Source organism: Cytobacillus sp. Bac17 (assembly GCF_024519925.1).
Lineage (GTDB): Bacteria > Bacillota > Bacilli > Bacillales > Cytobacillaceae > Cytobacillus > Cytobacillus pseudoceanisediminis.
In genome coordinates this window covers 79,412-102,911 of sequence record NZ_JALJRC010000004.1, presented here as the reverse complement: position 1 = coordinate 102,911, position 23,500 = coordinate 79,412, and the positions used below count along the sequence as shown (strand labels likewise).

Sequence of the window (23,500 nt, the reverse complement as noted above, 5' to 3'; positions counted from 1 at the left end):
AAAACAGAAAATAACCATTTTTTCTTTTATCAGCCATTATGGTCCTTTCTGAATGCCATCATTTCATCTTCTATTAAATTGATGATTGAGAGGATAATTCCTGAAAACAGGCAGGAAACCGTAATAGTGCTTATGCCAAACAGAAGGTAAAGAATAAACGTGATGAAAAAAGTAAACAGCAGACAATAATGGCAAGCTTTAATTTTCCGCATTGACTGGCTCTGCCTTCCAATAATAATCACTAAATACATCAGCAAATGCTTTTATGGAGTTATTTAGTTCATCCAGATTGTTTTCCACACCTCCAAATTCCAGCAAAAGGGCCCGCTCGGAAAGATCCTGGTTGTAAATGCCGTTGCCTTCACTTTTTCCTTTAACAAATACCCCTCTGCTTATTCCTTTATATTTTGCTTCCAGCGCTTTATGGAGCTCGGTAGCCACTTTTAAATTCTGTTCATAGTTTTTGTGCTCTTTGCCGACGACAAAAAATAGTCGCGCGTATGGTTCCTGGCCAATTACTGCGGTTGTTTTCCCTCGGGGCAGCGAATCCCTATGGATATCAATTAGGAATTTAACATCCTTATTCTCTGTCATGGCGGATTGTACAGTCTCTCTGGACATGGCATAGGAATTTTCCCAGTTCCAGCCCTTCTTTTTCAGTTCTGCGGCAATATTGGTTTTATCATGCTCAGCACCTATGCCTTTTCTCGCCAGCTCTTCACTAAGCTTTTTCCCGACAGCAATTACATTCACCTGCTCATTTGGACTAACGGCCTCATCTGTATCCGTTACATCTTTTAAAAGCGGAGCGAACGATTCCCAGCTGTGGGAATGGTAAATAAGGACCCCTTTCTTGTCCGGAATAACTGGAGGAGCCGTATTTTCTTCATTTTGACCGTCATTCATAGCAAGTTCTTTTTCTTTTAAAAGGACTTCAAGGGGAGGGGCAGATTCCACTGGCAGGTTGGTAAAGTCGGTACCCTCTCCGGCAACAGCAATACCGGTGTCAAAGATTGAAAAACCAGGCAGCTCCCGGCCAAGGAATGTTCTGATATCCTTCGGCTGTGTGTTGGTTGCCAGCTTAAAAAGGGTTCCGGATAGGGAGTAGCTTTCAGCAGGAACATCCTTGTGAAAATAATGGTTTTCAGCTTTCAAAAAGTGAATGAAGAGCTGGTCGGCTTTAATGTCCTTAAGCAGCACATTCATATGTGATGAAGAGAAGGCAGCCGGATAAAGCGTAACAATTCCAGCGATCGCGACTACTGCACAAATACTGAAAAGCCAGCTGTTTATATAAAAGAAAATAGAATGGATTGTTAATTTAGAATTCATATAAATCCCTCCACTCTCTAAATATATGACGGATAAGCTGATTTAGAAGATGGGGGATTCCCTTAATATGAAAAGAGGCTGCAGAAGAGATCTCGAAAGAAGGGGGCAAAAAAGCGGTCCTGAATGATCTTGCGTCCATCTGGTATAAAACACATTATAAAAAGCAATCCTTTTTACTAAATCTCAAAAGGCCTGAAAAGGAGGGTCTTTTATTTTTTGAAAAAATTTCATTGTTTTATCACAATTGGCTTTTATATTGATAATATCAAAAGACAATATAGATAAAGAGAGGGACACTAAATTGAAAAAGATATTATTCAGCATAATAGCGAGCTTGCTTGTTCTTGGCGGATGCAGCCAATCAGAAGAAGAAAAGCCCGCAAAAAACGACGAAGTGCCGCAAATCATTGAAGCCGTCATCCAGGTGCCTGAAACCATTAAACCTGGAGAGGAGGCAACCCTTGCCGTCACTGTAAGACAGGGCGATGAGGCCGTAACGGATGCGGATGAGGTGAAATTTGAAATATGGCAGGAAGGACAAAAAGAAAACGGTGATATGGCAGAGGCAAAGCATGATTCAGAGGGGAAATATACCGCTGATCATATATTTGCAGAAGAAGGCCTTTACTATGTTCAGTCCCATGTAACGGCTAGAAGCCAGCATACAATGCCAATGGTTTCCGTACAAGTTGGCGAGGCAAAAGCGGAGGACTCAGGAACGGGGCATGAACAAGAAAATGAGGGACATGAAGAAGGCCACTCTCACAGTCATGGCGGAGAGGTATCCATTGAGCTGCAGGCATCTGACCAAATTCATGCAAACGAACAAACAGCTTTATCTGTCAAGGTTGATAATGAAGGGGAACCGCTGGCGGAGGCTAAAGTAAAGCTTGAAATTGCGCTTAATGGCGCAACACCTCAATGGGTGAACATGTCTGAAACAGAACCAGGCAAATACACTGCCGACCACCAGTTTACCGAACCGGGCACATACACGATCACGACCCATGTTGAAAAAGGCGACGATATTCACGAGCACACAGAAACTGAATTAACGGTACAATAAAGCATTAATCAGCGGGGTTTTTCATGCCCTGCTGATTTTTTGTTGGGTCAGACAGGAAATATTTAATTAAACAGATGAACTTTAGCTGTAGTTTTAAATAATGCGGGGTAAGTTCGGACAGGAAAGGCAGGAAATTGCCTGTTGTTGTCCGAACCCAGGGCAAGTTCGGACAGAAAAGCGAGAAAAGGGCCCCAGTCTGTCCGAATCCCGGGCAAGTTCGGACAGGGAAGGTAGGAAAAGTCCAGAGTTCTGTCCGAACCCGGGGCAAATTCGGACAGGAAAGGCAGAAAAAGTCCAGAGTCTGTCCGAACCTGAGGCAAGTTCGGACAGGAAAGGCAGAAAAGGGCCCGAGTCTGTCCGAACCTGAGGCAAGTTCGGACAGGGAAGGCAGGAAAAGTCCAGAGTCTGTCCGAACCCGGGGCAAATTCGGACAGGAAAGGCAGAAAAGGGCCAGAGTTTGTCCGAACCTGAGGCAAGTCCGGACAGGAAAGGCAGGAAAAGTCCAGAGTCTGTCCGAATCCCGGGCAAGTTCGGACAGAAAAGACAGAAAAAGGCCAGAATCTGTCCGAACCCGGGCCGGGTTCGGACAGGAAAGGCAAGAAATGTCCAGAGTCTGCCCGAACCTGAGGCAAGTTCGGACAGGAAAGGCAGAAAAAGTCCAGAGTCTGTCCAAACCCGGGGGTTCTTCGGTCAAAATCACCCAAGAAACTGCCTCAGGTACTTCGCTGCCATTTTCATGATAAAATAAAAGGAGAGATTACAGAAAAGCAGGTGTCAAAGAGATGTCAGATACACATTTGCATTTTAATACGGGGATTGGGGTCCAAAAGCCTAATAGCATTCGGAATAAGGATATAAGCTGCCCTTTTTGTGCAAGGGAGGAGCTAACGGATATCATCGCCGTAGAGGATTCAATCATTCTGCTGAAAAATAAGTTTCCTGTTCTTGAAAGTTCCTATCAGACCGTGCTGATTGAAACGGATCAATGTGACGGGGAGCTGTCCATTTATTCAGAGGAGCATTTGGTCAGGCTGATTTCATTTGGGTTGAAGCATTGGCTTCAGATGGAAAAGAGCGGAGAATATGAATCTGTGTTATTTTTCAAAAACCACGGCCCATTATCCGGTGGGAGTATCGCCCATCCGCATATGCAAATTGTCGGATTGAGAAATATTGATTACAAGGAAAAAATTCAGGCAGAGGACTTTGAAGGTCTCCTTATTCATGAGGTAAGCAATACGGTGTTCACTTTATCGACTTCTCCGAGAATCGGTTTCTATGAATTCAACGTTAAGCTTGCCGATCAGGATGATATTCCGCACTTTGCAAAATGCATCCAGACAGCTGCTCATTATATTCTGAATGCCTTTCCTTTTCCGAGCAATAGCTATAATTTGTTTTTCTACAAGCTGGGCAGGGATATTTACGCAAAAATTGTTCCACGCTATATTACCACGCCAATTTTTATTGGCTACAGCATCCCTCAGGTTCCTAATAATCTTGAATGGATGAGAGATGATATAAAAGTGAGATATTTCAGCGGGGAATTTAAAGTCAGGCCTTAATGCCTGGTGTACCCAATTGATGGGTACCTTCGACGGATGCCGGATATGGACGGAAATAACCATTCTCAGTAATCGTAAAAATTTGAAATAATAACCATTCGCTTTTAGAAGTTGTGATTTATCTCTATAAAAAATATAATGAAATATTGTAGTGAGAAATAATGTGAAGTACATATTTTATTTCTTGCGCTGTGCTCCGTTATGCCTTAAAAGATAAAGGCAAATGGTTTTGTTAATTGATAGAATGTATAAATTCTGAAGTTAGATAACTGTCTAGCTCCAGCGCCTACCCCCTCGAGGTCACAAGCCGAGCCCCCCAAAAAGGCAAAGGACGCCTTTCCGTGAGGCTCGTCTTGTGCTTGTCGGGGGTGGGCAAGGCGCTTCCGCTTTTCTTTAAAGGAGAATGATCATGACCTCAAATCGATATACACCTCCTAAGCTGGATTGGGGCTTAGTATTAATATTGATGCTTTTATTCCTGGTAAGCGCCATTTCCATTTACAGCGCACAGACAACAGGACAATATACAGAAAACTTCCTTTTGAAGCAGGTTGTCTGGTATGCTGTTGGAACAGGAATCATAGCTGCGGTAATCACACTGGATTCCGATCAGTTGAAGAAGATATCCTGGTATGTGTATGGCCTGGGGATTGTACTGCTTGGATTCCTGATTGTGGCGCCATCAAGCATTGCCCCTGTCATTAATGGGGCAAAGGCATGGTACAAGGTTCCGGGTATGGGCTCACTTCAGCCTGCCGAGCTTGTTAAAGTGTTTATTATTCTGGTATTGGCAAAAACAATTGACGAGCATCATCAAAAAAATGTATACAAAACCATGCAGACTGATTTATGGCTGCTCATTAAACTGGTTGGTTTAACTATGGTGCCTCTGCTGCTTGTTATGCAGCAGCCCGATTTAGGGACAAGCCTTGTATTTCTGGCAATCATGCTTGGCATGATATTCATTTCAGGAATCAGCTGGAAGCTTCTGGCGCCAATATTTGGAACAGGGGCGGCTCTGGCTGGCACTATTTTGTATTTTGTTTTATGGCATCCGGATATTCTTGAGAAGTATCTAGGGGTAAAGGAATATCAGTTTGCGCGTATTTATTCCTGGATTGATCCTTATAACTATCAAAGTTCAACCGGATTTCAGCTGACACGCTCACTCCTTGCCATTGGATCAGGGGAAACAAGCGGGAAAGGATATGGAACGAGGGAAGTCTATCTGCCTGAAAGCCATACCGACTTTATTTTCAGTATCGTAGGGGAAGAGTTTGGCTTTGTAGGCGCAAGTATTGTCGTCAGCCTTTTCTTTCTGCTGATTTACCATATTACTAAGATCGGCATGGAAACCAAAAACAACTTTTATACCTATATTTGTGTAGGTGTCATCAGCATGGTTACATTCCATGTCTTTCAAAATATCGGGATGACTATCGGCCTTTTGCCAATCACAGGCATACCGCTTCCTTTCATCAGCTATGGAGGAAGCTCGCTGATGGGGAATATGCTGGCCATGGGGCTGATTTTCTCGATTCGTTATCACTATAAAAAATATATGTTCTCGACAAATGATTAAAATTGAAAGAGCGGGCTGTGAAAGCCCGCTCTTTTACTCAATTACGCCGGTTTCCTCAATTGTTACATTGCATTTTACATCAAAACTCAGCGTTTTATAATCATCTTCCCACTTTTTAAAATCAAAATTCCGATGCTTGGATTTTTTCATTTGGCCAAGCCCAATTGGATCAATTCCGAGTTCCTGAAACTGTTTTAGTAGTCTGAGGCATTCCTTTTCGACCTTTTTCTCCAGGTTCTTTTGAACGGCGCCAACAACCTCTGATGCTAACTTATCTCCGGTATACTCACGAATAATCCCTTCAATGTTAATGGTTATGGAAGCATGATGATCAGTTATCTTAATTTTATGCTTGGACCTTAAACTCTTTACAGCAGCTAACTCGTCCTTTTTTAACTTAACATCGAAGTTTCCTTCGCTATATTTATCGACCAGCAATTTAAAAAAGAACATGTCTTTCACAGGAAGGACCTCTACTTCCCTATCCTTGCTGAAAAGGCTGATGCCGGCTATTTCCACTTTATCATCATCTAATTTTTTAAGACGCGGCAGAAATGGGTCCTTGCCTTCCTGGTAATAATCATTGGCTAGGATATGCAAGTTGGTTTTAGGAATATCCCGATGTTCAATATTATGCTGGATTAGATTGTAGATGTAGGTTGAGTTTCCTCGTGTTCCATACTCACCATTTAACATGTCTTCTGCCTTCCCTTCCGAAGTTGCAATAAATACACGTGCTCCGATACTTGCGTCTCTTTGAAAGGAATCTACAAGATCATAAATTCCTTTCTTGGAAAGTTCAGGTCCAAAGACTGCCAGTTTTAACCCTCCTGTTACGACTGGCTCTGATGATTGTTTAGTCACTTCGAGCAGAAGGTCCTGGCGCAGTTTTCCACTTCCGGAAAATGTCCGATTAATCACACTTTTATCAGGCTGAAATTCCTGAAATAATACAGTACCTCTATACTTGTCTTTTAAATCATCTGCTAAATCGTAGCCCACTCCTACTTCAATATTAATATCATCTAGTATTTCTTTATCCACACAGCCGGAAAGCAGCAAGACGAGACAGAACAGTATTAGCTTCTTCATTTCTTCTTCCCCTTTTTTAGCTTCTTGGCGATCATTACAGCAGCGAAAAGCAAAGGAATATAAAGAAAGGTAAAAGCAAATCCCATTTTTCCAACATAGTTATTAAGCATATTAATTTTTTCTCTTGTGTCCAGAAAATGTATAACGGAAAGCACTGCTGCAACAACAAAAAACACTCCCACTTTCTGGCGGATGTTAAATACCCTTTTAATAAGTCTGGAGGCGATCCAAATGGAAATGCAAACATTAGGAAGGATGATTAAGTTCCAGTTGGCTATCCCGATATATTCAAATCGTTCAACAAAGGGCATCTCAACTATTTTCCACATCGTTAAGCTGGCCCAAATTTGTTTAGCCAGCTGGTCTTCAGAAAAATAGGCAAAAGTAATGATGGCTAGAATAGTGTAAATAAGAGTAGTTGTTAATACGGCCAGATGAGCCCATTTCTGCGATTTTTTTGGTTCTTTAATAAATGGATAGAAAAAAAGGATGATCTCAAACCCAATGAAAGTAAGGGACATATGATAAGAAGCTGTAAGCAGTTCTTTAATGGAATGATCCCAGATGGGCAACAGATTGTAAAAGTTGGAGAATTTAATCGCCCAGCCGAATGTGAGGAGGAGGTAAGCCGGCAGAACAAGCCCGAAGAAGGCTGTACCGACTACCGTTCTAAATCCTCCAAAAATAATATAAACACAAAGAATCATAAAACCGAAGGAGAACCAGAAAGTGCTTAATTCAGGGAACATCCAAACCTGTATGACTTCAATAAATGTCCTTACTACTGTTAAGGAATACAGGATAAAATAGCCAATAAAAATGAAGCAGAGTGCCTTGCCGAGAAAGTTACCCACGACGTATTTATGTGCTGTTACAATATCGCCGCCAACGGTATCGCCAATTTTATAGATCATCCAAACAATTACATGAATGCATGCGCCGGCAAATAATATGGAGATCCAGGCATCGTATCCTGCATCCATTGCGATAATCCTCTGATAGCCTAACACACCGATCCCAATTTGCATGGACATGACCAAGTAAAATACTAAAAAGGGAGATATCTGCAATCTCTCTGGTACTGGCTGTTCCTTCATCTGGTTCACCTCCACTTAAGTTGGTACATTGGGCATTACTCGTCGATATCTTTTTTCTCTTTGGCCTTTTTCCTACTGAAACGGATTGGATTTTTTGTCCGTAAAAATATCGGCCTTTTGGATTGCTTTTCAAATGGAAGCCTGATAAGGGCATCTTTCATATCCATAACCCGAGGCGGATAGAGCGGCTCAAGGAATGGCCTTCCAAGTGAGGTCAGCCTTATTAAATGAGTCAGCAGTACACAGAAACAAAACACAATCCCGAGCAGGCCCCATAGTTCTGCAAAAAACAGGAAAGGGAAGCGAAGCAGGCGGATCGTATTGCCCATCCTGTATACAGGTGTTGTAAAGGAGGCGAGAGCGGCGAGAGCTACAATAATGAGCAGGACGTTACTCGTCAAGCCTGCTTCTACAGATGCAGTCCCGATTACGATTCCTCCAACGATACCGATTGTCTGGCCGACCTTGGTCGGAAGGCGGGCTCCTGCCTCACGCAGCAGTTCAATGGTCAGCTCCAGAAATAATGCCTCCAAAATGGGAGGGAGCGGAATTTCCCGTCTTGATGTAATTAATGTGCTCAGCAAGTCTTTTGGAATAAGTTCATAATGATATGAAAGGGTTGCTACATAAATAGGTGTAATGAGAATTGAAAACGCAACCGCGAACAACCGGATCAGCCGGAAAAAAGAAGACAAAATCCAATTTAAAAAATAATCTTCAAAAGAACTGAAAAATTCAACAAGCGTGGTTGGTGTGATTAACACATGGGGTGAGCCGTCAACCACAATGGCTATTTTTCCCTCTGCCAAAATTCCCGCGACCCTATCAGGCCGCTCCGTATCAAGCAACTGAGGAAAAGGGGAATTGGAGTTATCACTAATCAGCTGTACAATATAAGAACTGTCTGTAATGGCATCAAACTTCACGTTTGTAAGTCTCTGCCTGACAGTATTTACATTATCCTCATTTGTGATATCTTCCATATAAAGCATGGCTACAGCGGTTTTTGACAGGCTTCCTAGCTTAAACTCTTCAATAATCAGTTCTTTTACCGGAAGACGTTTCCTGATTAAGTTTAAATTTTGGCCCATTGACTCTACAAAGGCTTCTTTAGGGCCGATAACCGAAAATTCAACTTCAGGCTGGCTTAACCCCCTGACGATTTCTTTTTGCGCAGCTATAAAGCCGAAATGTTTAAGTTCTGTCTCAATCGTCAGCATGACGTAGCCATTTAAAAGCTTTTGTTCGATTAGAGAAGGGTCATCACAAATCTGTACATCGGCCACAGGGACAAGCTGCTTAATATCCTCTATTTCCCGGAATTCTTCTTCCAGAAGATTAGGGAGAACCCCATCCTGAATAATATTTTCATCAATTAAAGTAGCCATGAAAGTAAGTCCAAAGCGCACATTTGTTTTTTGGTTATAATAAAATATTTTTTTGAAGTCTTTGGATTTAATCAAGGATTTTTCCCAATCCTTATGCTGGATATCCTCTTTAATCCGTTTGTTTTTCAACCAGTTTCTCATAGGAAAATCACCATCATTTTCGGCATTACGCTTATTGTTGCCGGTTTTGGAAAACTTATGAATGGAAGGCAATAAAAAAAGAAGGGTTTGGATGTACGGCAGGTAAGATCGGGAAAATGTAATATGGAAAAATAAAAAAGGAACCTGGTTGGTTCAGGTTCCTTTTAATATATTTGAGCTCCTATAAAAGAGGGGGTATTATGGGAGCGCAATCACGAGTTGAGATTACTTGGAAAAATATTCTTCGATATCATCCAGAAGCAGGTTTGCAGCTATGACTCCGCCGGCAGTGTTCCAGATTGTGTCATTAACCTTGTGGACATTGCCGTCCTGGGATACCTTTAAGTTTTTGAATAGTGGATCTTCAATCCATTCTTTCTCAAGCTGGCTTGCTTCACCGTCGCCAGTTTCATATGTGAAGTAGAATAGGATATCTCCATCCATGGCAGGAATTCGCTCTTTTGTAGCATTTTTTTCTGCAAAATCATCAACATTCTGGCTTTCAGGTCTTGCAAAACCGATTTGGTCAAGGATTACACCAGAGAAGGTATCTTTATGGTAGATACGGACATCTCCAGCCATAAAGCGGACAATGGAAACTTCCTGGTTTATTTTGTCGCCAAGGCTTGTTTTGATTTCCTGGATGCGGCTGTCATAATCAGCAAGGACTTTTTTGCCTTCTTCTTCTTTATTCAGTGCTTTAGCGTAAAGCTCAAAGTTTTCCTTCCAGTCTCCGCGCAATGTTTCAGCAAAAACAGTAGGGGCAATATCATTTAATTGATCATAGATTTTTTCCTGGCGCATCTTGTTTCCGATGATAAGGTCCGGCTGCAGCGCTGCAATTGCTTCTACATTGACTTCGCTTTCTGTTCCCACAACCTGAACATCTTTCATATCTTCTGCTATATGTTCATACCATGGATCGCCAGTCCAGGACTGAACGGCACCGACTGGAGTAACACCCATGGAAAGTAATGCTTCTGTACCTTCGTTTGTCAGAATTACTACCTTTTCAGGTGTTTTATCAAGCTTAGTTGTGCCCATTGCATGCTCTACTGTGTAACCTGTATCTTCTGTTTTGCTTCCTTCTTTTTCTTTGTCAGCTGTCTCATCCTGTTCATTGTTGTTCCCGCAGGCTGCCAGGAACAAGATTGTGAAAACTGAAAGAATGGCAAGTAAAGATTTGAATTTCATTATGTACTCCTCCATCGCGTTGTTAATGATAATCATTTTCATTTGACATTTTTATAGTAATGTGGCCACGGTAAAATGTCAATAGGTAATTGAAAATCATTTTCATTTAATTTTTTCAAATCATCACTGAAAATGATTTTCAAACTCATTGACAGCTAATCCTCTGTACAATAGACTGAAAATGTAACTAAACCTTATTAAATAGACGCAAGAAGGGTCTCGCTATGCTATTAAAAACAAATTCTCTGAGGTGGGCTGGGCTATTTGCAGCTATGCTCCTATTATTAGTATTAATGTCTTTCAGTATTGTATACGGGTATACCGACACAACCTGGAAGATGGCACTTGATGCCTTTACCCAATTCGATGGAACGAATGAACACATAATCATTCAATCAGTCCGTCTGCCGAGAGCATTGATTGCGGCGGCCGTAGGGGCAAGCCTTGCGATTGCGGGTGTACTGCTCCAGACATTGACAAAGAATCCCCTTGCTGCTCCTGAAATTTTTGGAATAAACGCAGGTGCTGGATTTGCAGTCGTTATTACAGTAACGCTTTTTTCAATTAGTAATCTTCAGGTCTTTACATGGGTTTCATTTCTGGGAGCTGCCGTTTCATTTATATTCGTATATATAATTGGGTCTATCGGCAGGGAAGGGCTGACCCCCATGAAATTGACCCTTGCCGGTGCAGCGATGAGTGCCATGTTTGCTTCGATGACACAAGGCTTCCTCGTTATTAATGAGACTGCCCTGGAACAGGTGCTATTTTGGCTGGCAGGATCGGTATCGGGAAGGAAGCTGGACACCCTCGCAGCTGTATTTCCATATTTATTAGCCGGCTGGATCTTTTCCCTGTTCATTGCGGGGAAATTGAACGTCTTATCAATGGGCGAGGATGTCGCAAAGGGGCTGGGCTTGAAAACAGGATTGCTGAAATTGGGTGCGGGCATTGTTATTGTGCTTCTGTCAGGAGGAGCGGTAGCTGTTGCTGGTCCTATCGGCTTTTTAGGCATTGTCATTCCCCATTTAACCCGGGCGGTTGTCGGCATTGATCATCGCTGGGTCATTCCTTATGCGGGTCTATTCGGGGGGATGCTCCTTCTTGTAGCGGACATAGCATCAAGGTATATCATCATGCCGCAGGAAGTTCCTGTTGGCGTCATGACAGCTGTAATTGGAACTCCTTTCTTTGTGTATATTGCCAGAAGGGGGTTCAATCAGTAATGAAAAAATATTATAACTTGCGCCTGTTTGGCGATAGAATTTCTTTTTTAGTAAACCGGAAAGCACTTATCACTTTTTTATTATTGGCAGCAGCTGCTGCCGGAGTATTTGTCATCAGCACCGGCACGGGTGAAATGAAAATCAGCCCTCTGAAGGTAGTGCAGGTTTTCTTTGGCGGGGGTTCGGATATGGATAGACTGGTCATTCAGTCATTCAGACTTCCAAGAATTATCGTTGCCTTAATGGTAGGAATGGCGCTTGCTGCAGCCGGGGGAATCCTGCAGGGGATAATCAGAAATCCGCTTGCATCTCCTGACATAATCGGGATTACAGGAGGGGCCTCTGCAGCAGTTGTAGCATTTCTTGCTTTTTTTAGTGATAAAAATAATGCATTAACTGTAAGTATTAATTGGATGCCTCTTGCAGCTTTCGCGGGTGCTGCTATTTTGGCCTTCCTTGTTTATTTTCTCGCCTATAAGGATGGGGTATCACCAGTACGGCTTGTTTTAATCGGGATCGGGCTTGCAGCCCTAATGAAGGCACTCACCACCTTGATGATGGTCTTTGGGCCGATTTACCAGGCAAGCCAGGCAAATATTTGGATAACCGGGACTGTTTACGGTTCAAATTGGGATAATGTCACAATTTTGGTCCCTTGGACCATCGTGTTTCTGATACTTGCCTTTGTTTTAGCACGAAATGTCAATATCCAGGAACTTGGCGATGATATTGCCAAGGGTGTAGGGAGCACAGTCCAAAAATACCGGTTTCTTCTGCTCATGGTCAGCACAGCATTAATTGGCGGAGCTGTTGCATTTGGCGGAGGGATAGGCTTTGTTGGATTGATGGCTCCTCATATGGCCCGCAGGCTGGTTGGCTCTGCTTTTGGCGCTTTGCTTCCGGCTTCTGCGCTGATTGGAGGAATCCTTGTGATGGCAGCCGACCTGATAGGCAGGACTTTGTTCTCACCGCTTGAAATCCCGGCGGGTGTATTTACAGCCAGCATTGGAGCACCTTACTTTATTTACCTGCTTTTCAAGACAAGAAACGCCTAATCTGGAAAAGCTTGAAACTCGTATCGTACTGGTAAATGGATAGCCTATAGATATAGATATAGATATTAAGGAAAAGGAGAGGGCAGAAATGACAGCAGGGCAAGCGATCGCAACAAAAGACTTAACCTTGTCATATGGGGAAACCATTATTATTAATGAATTGGACCTGGAAATTCCCAAGGGAGAAATCACAGTATTTATTGGTGGAAATGGCTGCGGAAAATCGACATTGCTAAGGTCCATTGCCCGGCTGCTAAAGCCGAAATCAGGTGCCGTTTTATTGGAAGGTGAGGCTATAGCCAAACTTTCAACCAAAGATGTTGCCAGAAAGATGGCGATTCTGCCCCAATCCCCTTCTGCTCCAGAAGGACTCACAGTGCTTCAGCTTGTCAAACAGGGGCGGTACCCTTATCAAACTTGGCTGAAGCAATGGTCAACTGAAGATGAAATAAAGGTCAGAAATGCATTAAAGGCTACAGGCATGGAGGAATTGAAAGATCGGACAGTGGATTCATTATCGGGCGGACAGCGCCAGCGCGCCTGGATTGCCATGACGTTGGCTCAGGATACTGATACGATTCTGCTTGATGAGCCTACTACGTATTTAGATATGACCCACCAAATTGAAATACTGGATTTATTATTTGAATTAAATGAAATTGAAGAGCGTACCATCGTCATGGTGCTGCATGATCTGAATTTAGCCTGCCGCTATGCCCATAATATTGTTGCCATAAAGGATCAGAAGGTTTTCGCTCAGGGCAAGCCTGAACATGTCATCAATTGCGGATTAGTCAAAACCGTATTTGGCATGGAATGCGAGGTTACGATAGATCCATTATTCGGCACGCCGCTTTGCATTCCTTATGGGAAGGGCAGATGTATTTTAAAAGGGCAAGGATTCCAGGAATGATTAAATTAACTGGAGAACAGGCAGAAGCTCTCGGGCAGTTCAGACTTGTCCTGGATTCAGGAGAAGGTTCTCCTTTAACAATTGAAGTGAAAAAGCTGCTGGATTCGAGTCAGACAGGTCCATACCTGGATAAAGTGAAAAATCATATAGGAGCAACTGACAAGAAAACGGCTGCTTCTATTTTAATTAAAAGATATGCCTTTCTGCCTGTAATTTACTTGTATAGCATGACATCCTGGAACATCAAATTAGATATAAGGCCTGAAAATATAACATTTGTCAGTCAGGAAAAAGATGGACTATGGCTTCCATGCTTTAGTTTTATTCACCTTCAAGGCCAAGAAATTGAGGAGGAAAGGGAAAAATGGAGAGAGGATGCTTTGCGGACTCTTTTTAATGGCCATATTTTTCCGGTGCTGAATGGAATAGCAAACGAAGCAAATGTTTCTAAACTAATTCTTTGGGAGAATATAGCGATTTATCTCTTCTGGCTTTACGAGAAGATTTTGCCTTTGGAAACACATTCTGAAAGGGCTGCTGAAGATTTTGAGTTTATCCTGGAAAAGGCTTCAGGCAATTTGTTCGGCTGCGAAAAAACGAATCCCTTAAAGAAATTTGACAGTACTAAAATACTGATTGAAAGTACCGGCCAAACGGTGAGGCCAAGAAAAACATGCTGCTATTCCTATTTGACCAGCAGCGGAAAACGATGCGGGACATGTCCTCAGGCCTGCAGGATAAAATGAAACTTCGGCTTTATCCCAATGATTGATAGCTGAACTAATCAAAGGAGGAATCGCAATGAATGAGGAGTTGAAGGAACAGCTGGATGGCCTGCTTGAAAAATATACCGAACTCCTAATTGGAGAGACCTCCCCGGAGTTAAAGGAAAAGGTTGAAGCTTGGGTGCTGTACTCTTTTATTGCGAAATCCATGCCGCCTCTAGCCAAGCACTGGAATGATACATACCCTTCTGCAAAAGAGGAAATGAAGGCTCTGGTCGCTGAAATTAAAACAATGAATGAAGAGATGAGAAGCAAAAAATAAAAATTTGTAGAATCTAAAAAACCGCTGGAGATAAAAACAGCGGTTTTTTGTTTGGCACTCCTTCTTATTGCATCTGACCATTGCCATATGGCAATTGATTTGTATAGCCCTGGAACTGCTGATAAGATTGCTGAAGCTTCTGCTGGTCAGCCGCTTCAACCTGATACCAGCCTTTTTTGAACATTAGGTTATAAAATTCTCTCTGCTGGTTTTGTGTTTCGTTAAAAGCCGCAAGAATATCCTGATACAGGCTCTGATGGCTTGCCTCATTTAGGGCGACAGAATATGCATCTGTCATATATTTTTCTGTAGATAAAATATCATTTGTAAAATCCCGATCATTCATTTGCGGAGTTTTATTTACCTGTGTCTCGGGATTTTGAATCGTATTTGGATTCTGGTTCTGGTTCATTTTCAAGACTCCTTTCTATTGCATTCCCATAAAGTTCTGCTGATTTTGCTGGTTTAAATGAGCAAGCAGCTGTTCGTAGTGACGCTGATGCATTTGGCCGCATTGCTCGAAGTGTGTTTTTAGCTCCTGGTCCTGGCATTGCTGCGCGTAAAAATGCGCTTTTTTACAGGCGAGAAGGTTCCAGGTAAGCATATCTGTTAAGTAAAGAGCATCCTTAGTGGAAATAACCGCAGGAGGCTGCTGCATAATGCCCTGCTGGTTCTGCATATTCATATTTTGCTGTTGCATTAATTGTCCCTCCAATTCTTTTAGCCTATAATAGCTTCAATTCTTTTCGAGGATATCTTTCCTCTGAAAAACGTTTGCTATTCTGCAGAAGATGAATTACCTATATACATAATGGAAACTATAAAAGGCTGACGGCAGCCAGCCTTTAAACAGCGTGTTACCGCTTATATTGATTATTTTGGCTATTCCTTTTTTTAGGACCTTGCCTTTCAACGGTAGGACCTGCATCTCCCTGGACACTTGCAGCGCTGACTCCTGCTTTGGAAGGATCTTTTTTCATTTTTCCCATTTCTTTCACCTCCGTAACGAACAAAAAATGTTTCCTTTTTAGAGTGTCCAAAACACCTATTTACATTTCGCATAAAATATATAAATTACTTTGAGCCATGAAAAATTTCAAAACATTTTTAAATTTCCGCTTAAAATCATTGCGTAAATTTTGCAAATATTTTATAGTTATAACTAACAGAACTCATTCAGAAGAGATGCATATTTTTTTTGAGAATAAAATGAATGAGTATTCATTCAAAAAAGTTAAAGGGGGAAATAAAGTTGATCCAACAAATAAAGAAGGCGGCAGTTTTAGGCTCAGGGGTCATGGGTTCAGGGATCGCAGCCCATCTGGCCAATATCGGGATCCCGACATTATTATTGGATATCGCGCCTCGCGAATTAACGGATGCTGAAAAGGCAAAGGGGCTTACTCTTGAAGATAAAGCAGTCCGCAATCGAATCAGTGAAGGAAACCGCCAAAAATTATTAAAACAAAAACCGGCTCCATTAACTTCCAAAAATAATATTGCGTTAGTTGAGGCAGGAAACTTTGAAGATGACATGGAGCGTCTAAAGGATGTCGATTGGATTATTGAAGTTGTTGTGGAGAACCTCGCCATTAAGAAGCAGGTTTTTGAAAAGGTGGACCAATCCCGCAAGCCAGGAAGCATCGTCAGCTCCAATACGTCTGGAATATCTGTAGAAGCAATGTCAGAAGGGCGCTCGGAAGATTTCCAAAAACACTTTCTTGGAACACATTTCTTTAATCCTCCTCGTTACTTAAAACTTCTCGAGGTCATACCTACTAAAAACACTTCTTCCGAAGTGCTGTCATTTATGAAGCAATTTGGAGAAGATGTACTGGGAAAAGGAGTAGTTGAAGCTAAAGATACACCAAACTTTATCGCCAACCGAATCGGCACTTATGGCCTGCTGATTACAGTGCAGGAGATGCTAAAGGGCGGGTACAGTATCGGTGAAGTAGATTCCATAACTGGTCCGCTGATTGGCCGCCCGAAAAGTGCTACATTCAGAACACTTGATGTAGTAGGGCTTGATACATTTATACACGTGGCAAACAATGTTTATGACCAGGTAGACGGGAAAGAAAAGGAAGTATTTGAAGTTCCGGGCTTTATGAAAGTTATGCAGGAAAAAGGCTGGCTTGGAAGCAAGTCAGGGCAAGGATTTTTCTTGAAAAAGGGCAAAGAGATTCTTGAACTGAATCCTGAATCTCTGGAATACGGTCCGCGCAAAAAGCTTAAGACAGCTTCGACTGAATTGAGCAAGCAGGAAAAAGGCACTCCTGGAAAATTGAAAGCGCTTGTATACTCAGATGACCGCGCAGGCCAATTATTGTGGAACATCCTGAGTCCGGCTCTTCTTTACTCGGCGCAATTACTCGGCGAAATAGCTGATGATGTAACAGCAATAGACAAAGCGATGAAATGGGGCTTTGGCTGGGAATTGGGGCCATTTGAAACCTGGGATGCCATTGGAGTAGGGAAATCTGTCCAGAAGATGGAAGATGCAGGTGAGGAAGTGCCGGCATGGGTAAAGGATATGCTGGAAAAAGGCTTTGATTCTTTCTATAAAGAAGAAGAAGGCAAGCAATATTTCTATCACAATGGCGAGTACAGATTAATCGAGGAAAACCCTAAAGCAATCAACTTGAAACAGATTAAAAAGCAAAAAGGTGTAATTAAAAAAAATACCGGTGCAAGCCTGATTGATTTAGGCGATGGTGTTGCATTGCTTGAATTCCATTCGCAAAGCAATGCCATTGGACTGGATATTATCCAAATGATCAATTTTGCAGTGGATGAAGTGGAGAAGAACTACAAAGGACTTGTTATCGGGAATCAGGGCAAGAATTTCTGTGTAGGCGCCAACCTCGGAATGATCCTCATGGAAGCGCAGGATGACAATATTTATGAATTGGATATGGTAGTCCGTCAGTTCCAGAATGCCATGATGAAAATTAAGTACAGTGCGAAACCGGTAGTTGCTGCTCCATTTGGCATGACACTTGGCGGCGGGGCTGAGGTTTGTCTGCCGGCAGCACATATTCAGGCATCAAGCGAAACATATATGGGACTTGTTGAAGTGGGGGTAGGCCTGATTCCAGGAGGAAGCGGTAACAAAGAGCTCTACATTAAGCATCTTAAAAATATGCCAAATGGTGTGGAATTTGACCTTCAAAAGGTTGCCAATAAAGTATTTGAATCGATTGCAATGGCAAAGGTTTCAACATCAGGCGAGGAAGCTAGGGATAATAACTTTCTGAACCTGGCAGATGGCATCAGTGTGAATGGTGACCATCTCCTTTATGATGCAAAGCAGGCAGTTCTTGCTCTGCACAAAAAAGGCTATAAGCCTCCTGTAAGGAAGAAGGTGCCGGTTGTCGGCGAAACAGGATATGCAACACTCCTGCTTGGAGCGCAGGCAATGCTCTACTCAGGGTATATCTCAGAGCATGATCTAAAAATCGCGAAGAAGCTTGCTTATGTAATCGCAGGCGGAAAAGTGCCATACGGTACAGAAGTGGATGAGCAATATTTGCTTGACTTGGAGAGAGAAGCATTCCTAAGCCTTGTAGCTGAACCGAAATCACAGCAGCGGATGCAGCACATGCTCTTAAAAGGGAAACCGTTGCGTAATTAAAGTAATAGTTTGAGACATTAAGAGAAAGAGAGGGAAAATAATGAGAGAAGCGGTAATAGTTGCAGGTGCCAGGACACCGGTCGGAAAAGCCAAAAAAGGTACGCTTGCAAACGTCAGGCCGGATGACTTAGGTGCACTTGTAGTAAAGGAAACCCTTAAGCGCGCAGGAAATTATGAAGGAAACATCGATGATTTAATTATCGGCTGTTCTATGCCTGAAGCCGAACAGGGGCTGAACATGGCAAGGAATATCGGAGCTCTTGCCGGACTTTCACATGAAGTGCCGGGAATAACAATTAATCGCTATTGTTCTTCAGGCCTGCAGGCAATTGCTTATGCAGCTGAAAAAATCATGATTGGCCATGCTGATACAATCATTGCAGGCGGAGCGGAATCTATGAGCCTTGTGCCGATGATGGGGCATGTAGTCCGCCCGAATGCCAAACTTGCCGAAACAGCCCCCCAATACTATATGGGTATGGGACATACAGCTGAAGAAGTTGCAAAGAAGTATGGCATTACACGAGAAGACCAGGATGCATTTGCGGTCAGAAGTCATCAGAGAGCTGCACAGGCAATCCAGGATGGCAAATTTGAAGAAGAAATTGTGCCAGTAGACGTAACGTTTAGATCCGTTGGAAAAGACAATAAGCTTAAAGAAAAAACAATCCAGTTCCGCCAGGATGAAGGCGTCCGTTCAGATTCCACAGTTGAAACACTCGGAAAACTGCGTCCGGCATTCTCGGTAACCGGCAGTGTCACAGCTGGGAATTCATCGCAGACAAGTGATGGAGCTGCAGCAGTAATGGTAATGGACAGGGAAAAGGCGGAGTCTTCTGGGTTGAAGCCAATGGCTAAATTCAGAAGCTTTGCAGTAGGCGGTGTTCCTCCTGAAATCATGGGTGTCGGTCCAGTTGTGGCCATTCCTAAAGCATTAAAGCTTGCAGGGCTGGAGCTTTCTGATATCGGTTTATTTGAATTGAATGAAGCTTTTGCGTCCCAATCCATTCAAATTATCCGTGAGCTGGACTTAGATGAAGAGAAAGTAAATGTAAATGGAGGGGCCATTGCACTTGGACACCCGCTGGGCTGTTCCGGTGCCAAGCTCACTCTATCTCTAATTCATGAAATGAAGCGCCGCAATCAGCAATTTGGAGTTGTAACAATGTGCATCGGTGGCGGAATGGGCGCAGCCGGAGTATTTGAACTTTTATAAATTGAGCCGGAATTTGGAGAGAAGCCAAAGGCTTCTCCGCAAAACAGAATGGAGGAAATAAGAAAATGTCAAACCAAACTGAAAACCTTATCAAAGGCGGAAGCTTTTTAATCGAAGATGTTTCCTATGACCGGGTTTTTACGCCTGAAGACTATACAGATGAGCAGGTTATGATTGCTAAGACGACTGAAGATTATGTTGTAAATGAAGTTGTTCCGCAAATTGAGCATCTGGAAAACCACGAATTTGACCGTTCGGTAAAGTTATTGAAGCAAGCTGGAGACCTCGGACTATTAGGCGCAGATGTTCCAGAGGAATACGGCGGACTTGCTTTAGATAAAGTTAGCTCTGCACTTATAGCCGAGAAAATGGCGCGTGCAGGCGGCTTTTCCATCTCGCATGGTGCACATGTTGGAATTGGTTCCCTTCCAATTGTTCTTTTCGGAAATGAAGAGCAAAAGCAAAAATACCTTCCTGCATTAGCTACTGGCGAAAAACTTGCTGCTTATGCATTGACGGAGCCAAGCTCAGGTTCTGATGCTCTTGGAGCAAAGACGACTGCCAAGCTGAATGCAGAAGGTACGCACTATGTATTAAACGGGGAAAAGCAATGGATAACGAATGCAGGCTTCGCAGATGTATTCGTAGTATACGCAAAAATTGACGGTGAACACTTCTCAGCATTTATCGTTGAAAGGGAGTTCCCGGGTGTTTCTGTAGGAGCAGAAGAAAAGAAAATGGGAATTAAGAGCTCTTCTACCCGTACGTTAATTCTTGAAGATGCCCAGGTGCCAAAGGAAAACCTTCTTGGTGAATTTGGCAAGGGACATGTGATTGCATTTAATATATTAAATATTGGCCGCTATAAGTTAGGTGTTGGAGCAGTCGGCGGTGCGAAGCGGGCATTCGAACTTGCTGTTCAATATGCCAATCAGCGCCAGCAGTTTAAGACACCAATCTCTCAGTTTAATTTGACAAAAGAGAAACTGGGAACAATGGCGTCTAAGATATATGCCGCTGAAAGTGCAGTATACCGGACTGTAGGCTTATTCGAGGACCGTATGAGCAAGCTTTCGGACGAAGAAGTGAAAGATGGAAAAGAAGTGGCGAAGTCAATCGCTGAATATGCTATAGAGTGCTCCATGAATAAATTCTTTAATACGGAAGTCCTCGACTATGTAGTAGATGAGGGTGTTCAGATCCACGGAGGCTACGGTTTCATGGCTGAATATGAGATTGAAAGAGCTTACCGTGATTCACGCATTAACCGTATTTTCGAAGGAACAAACGAAATCAATCGTCTATTGGTGACGGGCACGTACCTCCGCAAAGCATTAAAAGGAGAGCTTCCATTATTCCAGAAAGCCCAGGCACTGCAGGAAGAGCTTATGATGTTGATGCCTGAAGAGCCTGGTGACGAGCCGCTTGCACAGGAAAAATATCTGGTGAAAAATGCAAAGAAAATCGGCTTGCTTGCAGCTGGTTTAGCAGCACAGAAGTACGGAAAAGCTCTTGAAAAAGAACAGGAAGTGCTCGTAAACATTGCGGATATTATATCAAATGCTTATGCAATGGAGTCGGTTGTTCTCCGTACGGAAAAGGCTATTGAAAAGGCAGGGCTTGAAAAGAACAAGCAAAAACTTCTTTACACTCAAATCTTCTGCCAGGAAGCATTTAACAAAATCGAGCAGGATGCAAAAGAAACACTTGTGGCAGTAGAAAACGGCGATGCTCTGCGCATGATGATGTCAGCACTTCGCAAATTTACCCGCCACACCCCAATCAACGTCATTGCAAAGAAGCGTGAAGCATCAGAAAAACTGATCGACGCGGAACGTTTTACAGTTTAATTGATCTTAGGCTCTCTTCATCATGAAGGGAGCTTTATTTTTTGCCAAAAATAACCCTTCAAAAAATTTTTTTTGCCAGAAGGATAATATAGAAATTTGTCGAATATAAATTTGGAGATCAATGTTATGCTTTGTCATCCATTTATGTTACTATTCAATTAAAAGGCAGCAATTTTGGATAAGCCTGAATTTGCTAAAATGGGTGGTGAAAAAATGGCGTTGACTTTTTATTGGTATCCTAAATGCGGGACATGCCGAAAGGCCAAGAAATGGCTTGATGAACATAATCTGTCCTATGAAGAAATACATATAACAGACAATCCGCCTTCTCGAAGCGAACTTGAAACGCTTTATAAAAAGAGCGGTTTAGAACTGAAAAAGTTCTTTAATACGAGTGGTCAAAAATACCGGGAACTCGGACTGAAGGACAAGGTGAAGACCTCTATGGAAGAAGAACTGCTTGATATTTTGGCAACAGACGGCATGCTGATTAAGCGTCCGCTGCTGACAGATGGAGAAAAGGTAACAGTGGGCTTCAAAGAAGAGGAATATGAAAAGACATGGCTTTCCTAAGCGCTGGACTTTAGCCTTTTAAGCCATATTTAACCATGAGATCGATTTACTGATCATAAATTGAAATATTAATTTGGAGGGATACATAATGAGCACACCAAAAGAATTACGTTATTCAGAAGAGCATGAGTGGGTAAAAACAGAAGATGGGAAAGTACGTATCGGGATTACGCATTTCGCGCAATCAGAACTTGGTGACATCGTATTTGTTGAGCTTCCTGAAGTTGGCGATGAGCTAAGTGCAAACGAGCCATTCGGAAGCGTAGAATCTGTAAAAACAGTTTCTGAACTTTATGCGCCATTAAGCGGTAAAGTGGTTGAAGTAAATGAAGACCTTAACGACAACCCTGAATTCGTAAACGAATCCCCATATGAAAAAGCATGGATGGTTGTGGTGGAGCCTTCAGATTTAAGCGAAGTAGAGAGCTTGATGACTGCTGAGCAATATGAAGAAATGACAAACGAAGACTAATGTATGAAAGCCGGTTCTATAAGAACCGGCTTTCATGCTGTTTATGTAACTGAGGGGCTGATCAAGGGTTCTGCTATTAGAATTTGTATCTATGTACTTCGAGACCTGTCTAGCTACAGCGCCTACCCCCTCGAGGTCACAAGCTTGTCTTGTTTCGGCTTCTAGGGACTCGAGACATAAGCCAATCCCTTCCAGAAGGAAAGAACACCTTCTTGCAGGGCTCGTCTTATGCTTGTCGTCCCTGAGCAGTCGCCTCCACATTTCGGTTTGTCTAGTTGCGGCTCCTAGGGACTCGGAAGCATAAGCCGATTACTTTCAGAAGGAAAAACGCCTTCTTACAGGAACCGTCTTATGCCTGTCGTGCCTGGGCAGTCGCCTCCACATTTCAGGCAATCCTCCCAAAAAGGCAAAGGACGCCTTTCTGTGAGGCTCGTCTTGTGATTGTCGGGGTGGACAAGGCGCTTGCGCTTTTCTAACTGGCTTTAATTGCTATTTTTTCTTTTGCAGAGAAAGGGCAAACTATAGATACCCAAAAGCATGAAAGGATTGGTTACCCATGACATTGAATCAGCAGAAAATCGATATTACAGATCGGGTTGTCGGCAAGCTTAAAAGTAATGGGATTGATCTTTATCTTGAGAACGAAAAAATTGGCCAAATCAGTCTTCCTGAAGGCTCTTCCTTTAACCTGGCCCATCATTTTGAGACCGACCACCAAAAAATATATCAGAATGTCTCCGTTCCAGATAAAGCGCAAGAGCGCTACACAGACTGTGACGAAGGCGGCTGGTGCTGACTACTGTAAACAGCGGAATGGATTCCGCTGTTTATTTAATAGGCTAAAGCAATATTACCCGGCATACAATGAAATAGGCTGTTTAAGAGTACTACAATGATTATTTTTCTTCAAAAATATTTCCTTTATCAAGCTGTAGAATAATATGTAAAATCAGCGCAGTCCTAACCTCCAATATGGGCAGGAGATTCACACCATAACCGAGAATATTGAATATATTAAGATAAGTACCAATGTAAGACTGGTTTTTTAAATTTG

Annotated in this window: 23 protein-coding genes; 14 read left to right on the top strand and 9 right to left on the bottom strand. The window is 42.6% G+C overall.

Annotation, left to right across the window (positions count from 1 at the left end):
* Positions 1 to 29 precede the first annotated feature (29 nt).
* Together NR125_RS08445 and spoIIP are read right to left on the bottom strand one after the other, a co-directional pair.
* Positions 30 to 212 (bottom strand): hypothetical protein, encoded by a 183-nt coding sequence (locus NR125_RS08445; RefSeq protein WP_019383274.1) that lies wholly within the window; start codon positions 210 to 212, stop codon positions 30 to 32.
* On the bottom strand, positions 199 to 1,332 hold the full coding sequence (gene spoIIP / locus NR125_RS08440) for a stage II sporulation protein P (protein ID WP_071156654.1): 1,134 nt from the start codon (positions 1,330 to 1,332) through the stop codon (positions 199 to 201). Before spoIIP ends, NR125_RS08445 begins: the two co-directional genes overlap by 14 nt.
* Positions 1,333 to 1,633: 301 nt before the next feature.
* Here spoIIP and NR125_RS08435 point away from each other — a divergent pair, with 301 nt between their 5' ends.
* From NR125_RS08435 to rodA, 3 genes are all read left to right on the top strand, one after another.
* Positions 1,634 to 2,398: a FixH family protein gene (locus NR125_RS08435; protein WP_256815032.1), complete on the top strand. Its 765-nt coding sequence runs from the start codon at positions 1,634 to 1,636 to the stop codon at positions 2,396 to 2,398.
* Positions 2,399 to 3,180: 782 nt separating this feature from the next.
* Complete coding sequence (locus NR125_RS08430; protein ID WP_009331761.1) at positions 3,181 to 3,963, top strand: DUF4931 domain-containing protein; 783 nt, start codon at positions 3,181 to 3,183, stop codon at positions 3,961 to 3,963.
* Positions 3,964 to 4,372: 409 nt separating this feature from the next.
* Positions 4,373 to 5,545 carry a rod shape-determining protein RodA gene (gene rodA / locus NR125_RS08425; RefSeq protein WP_009331760.1) on the top strand — a complete coding sequence of 391 codons (1,173 nt, stop codon included), beginning with the start codon at positions 4,373 to 4,375 and terminating at the stop codon, positions 5,543 to 5,545.
* Positions 5,546 to 5,578: 33 nt separating this feature from the next.
* On the opposite strand, the gene NR125_RS08420 is transcribed toward rodA, so the two are convergent.
* From NR125_RS08420 to NR125_RS08405, 4 genes are all read right to left on the bottom strand, one after another.
* The gene (locus tag NR125_RS08420; RefSeq protein WP_256815031.1) at positions 5,579 to 6,637 is read right to left on the bottom strand and encodes a Ger(x)C family spore germination protein; all 1,059 of its coding nucleotides are present in this window, start codon (positions 6,635 to 6,637) and stop codon (positions 5,579 to 5,581) included.
* Entirely contained in the window at positions 6,634 to 7,734 is a 1,101-nt protein-coding gene (locus NR125_RS08415) for a GerAB/ArcD/ProY family transporter (protein ID WP_009331758.1), read from the bottom strand. The genes NR125_RS08420 and NR125_RS08415 overlap by 4 nt, the downstream gene beginning before the upstream one ends.
* Positions 7,735 to 7,769: 35 nt before the next feature.
* Positions 7,770 to 9,263, bottom strand: coding sequence for a spore germination protein (locus NR125_RS08410; RefSeq protein ID WP_009331757.1), 1,494 nt, complete (start codon positions 9,261 to 9,263; stop codon positions 7,770 to 7,772).
* A gap of 225 nt (positions 9,264 to 9,488) precedes the next feature.
* A complete protein-coding gene (locus NR125_RS08405; protein WP_009331756.1) occupies positions 9,489 to 10,457 on the bottom strand; it encodes an ABC transporter substrate-binding protein in 969 nt (322 codons plus the stop codon).
* Between the two features lie 224 nt (positions 10,458 to 10,681).
* On the opposite strand from NR125_RS08405, the gene NR125_RS08400 reads away from it, so the two are divergent.
* The 5 genes from NR125_RS08400 (at position 10,682) to NR125_RS08380 (ending at position 14,698) form a co-directional block, all read left to right on the top strand.
* Entirely contained in the window at positions 10,682 to 11,683 is a 1,002-nt protein-coding gene (locus tag NR125_RS08400; protein WP_009331755.1) for a FecCD family ABC transporter permease, read from the top strand.
* Positions 11,683 to 12,738: a FecCD family ABC transporter permease gene (locus tag NR125_RS08395; protein WP_009331754.1), complete on the top strand. Its 1,056-nt coding sequence runs from the start codon at positions 11,683 to 11,685 to the stop codon at positions 12,736 to 12,738. The genes NR125_RS08400 and NR125_RS08395 overlap by 1 nt, the downstream gene beginning before the upstream one ends.
* Positions 12,739 to 12,826: 88 nt before the next feature.
* Complete coding sequence (locus tag NR125_RS08390) at positions 12,827 to 13,651, top strand: ABC transporter ATP-binding protein (RefSeq protein ID WP_009331753.1); 825 nt, start codon at positions 12,827 to 12,829, stop codon at positions 13,649 to 13,651.
* Positions 13,648 to 14,397 (top strand): IucA/IucC family C-terminal-domain containing protein, encoded by a 750-nt coding sequence (locus NR125_RS08385; protein WP_009331752.1) that lies wholly within the window; start codon positions 13,648 to 13,650, stop codon positions 14,395 to 14,397. The genes NR125_RS08390 and NR125_RS08385 overlap by 4 nt, the downstream gene beginning before the upstream one ends.
* Before the next feature lie 55 nt (positions 14,398 to 14,452).
* Positions 14,453 to 14,698, top strand: a complete 246-nt coding sequence (locus tag NR125_RS08380; RefSeq protein WP_019383264.1) for a DUF2573 family protein — start codon at positions 14,453 to 14,455, stop codon at positions 14,696 to 14,698.
* A gap of 64 nt (positions 14,699 to 14,762) precedes the next feature.
* On the opposite strand, the gene NR125_RS08375 is transcribed toward NR125_RS08380, so the two are convergent.
* The 3 genes from NR125_RS08375 to NR125_RS08365 all read right to left on the bottom strand — a co-directional run bounded on the left by NR125_RS08375 (position 14,763) and on the right by NR125_RS08365 (position 15,687).
* On the bottom strand, positions 14,763 to 15,110 hold the full coding sequence (locus NR125_RS08375; protein ID WP_256815026.1) for a spore coat protein: 348 nt from the start codon (positions 15,108 to 15,110) through the stop codon (positions 14,763 to 14,765).
* A 15-nt stretch (positions 15,111 to 15,125) separates the two neighbouring features.
* Positions 15,126 to 15,398, bottom strand: coding sequence for a hypothetical protein (locus NR125_RS08370; RefSeq protein ID WP_009331749.1), 273 nt, complete (start codon positions 15,396 to 15,398; stop codon positions 15,126 to 15,128).
* A gap of 157 nt (positions 15,399 to 15,555) precedes the next feature.
* Positions 15,556 to 15,687: a YuzL family protein gene (locus NR125_RS08365; RefSeq protein WP_019383262.1), complete on the bottom strand. Its 132-nt coding sequence runs from the start codon at positions 15,685 to 15,687 to the stop codon at positions 15,556 to 15,558.
* A gap of 266 nt (positions 15,688 to 15,953) precedes the next feature.
* Between NR125_RS08365 and NR125_RS08360 the strand changes: the two genes are divergently transcribed.
* From NR125_RS08360 to NR125_RS08335, 6 genes are all read left to right on the top strand, one after another.
* Complete coding sequence (locus NR125_RS08360; protein ID WP_034296266.1) at positions 15,954 to 18,335, top strand: 3-hydroxyacyl-CoA dehydrogenase/enoyl-CoA hydratase family protein; 2,382 nt, start codon at positions 15,954 to 15,956, stop codon at positions 18,333 to 18,335.
* 40 nt (positions 18,336 to 18,375) lie between these two features.
* Positions 18,376 to 19,551 carry an acetyl-CoA C-acetyltransferase gene (locus tag NR125_RS08355; protein ID WP_009331747.1) on the top strand — a complete coding sequence of 392 codons (1,176 nt, stop codon included), beginning with the start codon at positions 18,376 to 18,378 and terminating at the stop codon, positions 19,549 to 19,551.
* Positions 19,552 to 19,616: 65 nt separating this feature from the next.
* Positions 19,617 to 21,401, top strand: coding sequence for an acyl-CoA dehydrogenase family protein (locus tag NR125_RS08350; protein WP_071156666.1), 1,785 nt, complete (start codon positions 19,617 to 19,619; stop codon positions 21,399 to 21,401).
* A 213-nt stretch (positions 21,402 to 21,614) separates the two neighbouring features.
* Complete coding sequence (locus NR125_RS08345) at positions 21,615 to 21,974, top strand: arsenate reductase family protein (protein WP_026041835.1); 360 nt, start codon at positions 21,615 to 21,617, stop codon at positions 21,972 to 21,974.
* Between the two features lie 88 nt (positions 21,975 to 22,062).
* Positions 22,063 to 22,446, top strand: coding sequence for a glycine cleavage system protein GcvH (gene gcvH / locus NR125_RS08340; protein WP_009331744.1), 384 nt, complete (start codon positions 22,063 to 22,065; stop codon positions 22,444 to 22,446).
* A 556-nt stretch (positions 22,447 to 23,002) separates the two neighbouring features.
* Entirely contained in the window at positions 23,003 to 23,242 is a 240-nt protein-coding gene (locus NR125_RS08335; protein ID WP_009331743.1) for a YusG family protein, read from the top strand.
* The last annotated feature ends 258 nt before the right edge of the window (positions 23,243 to 23,500 follow it).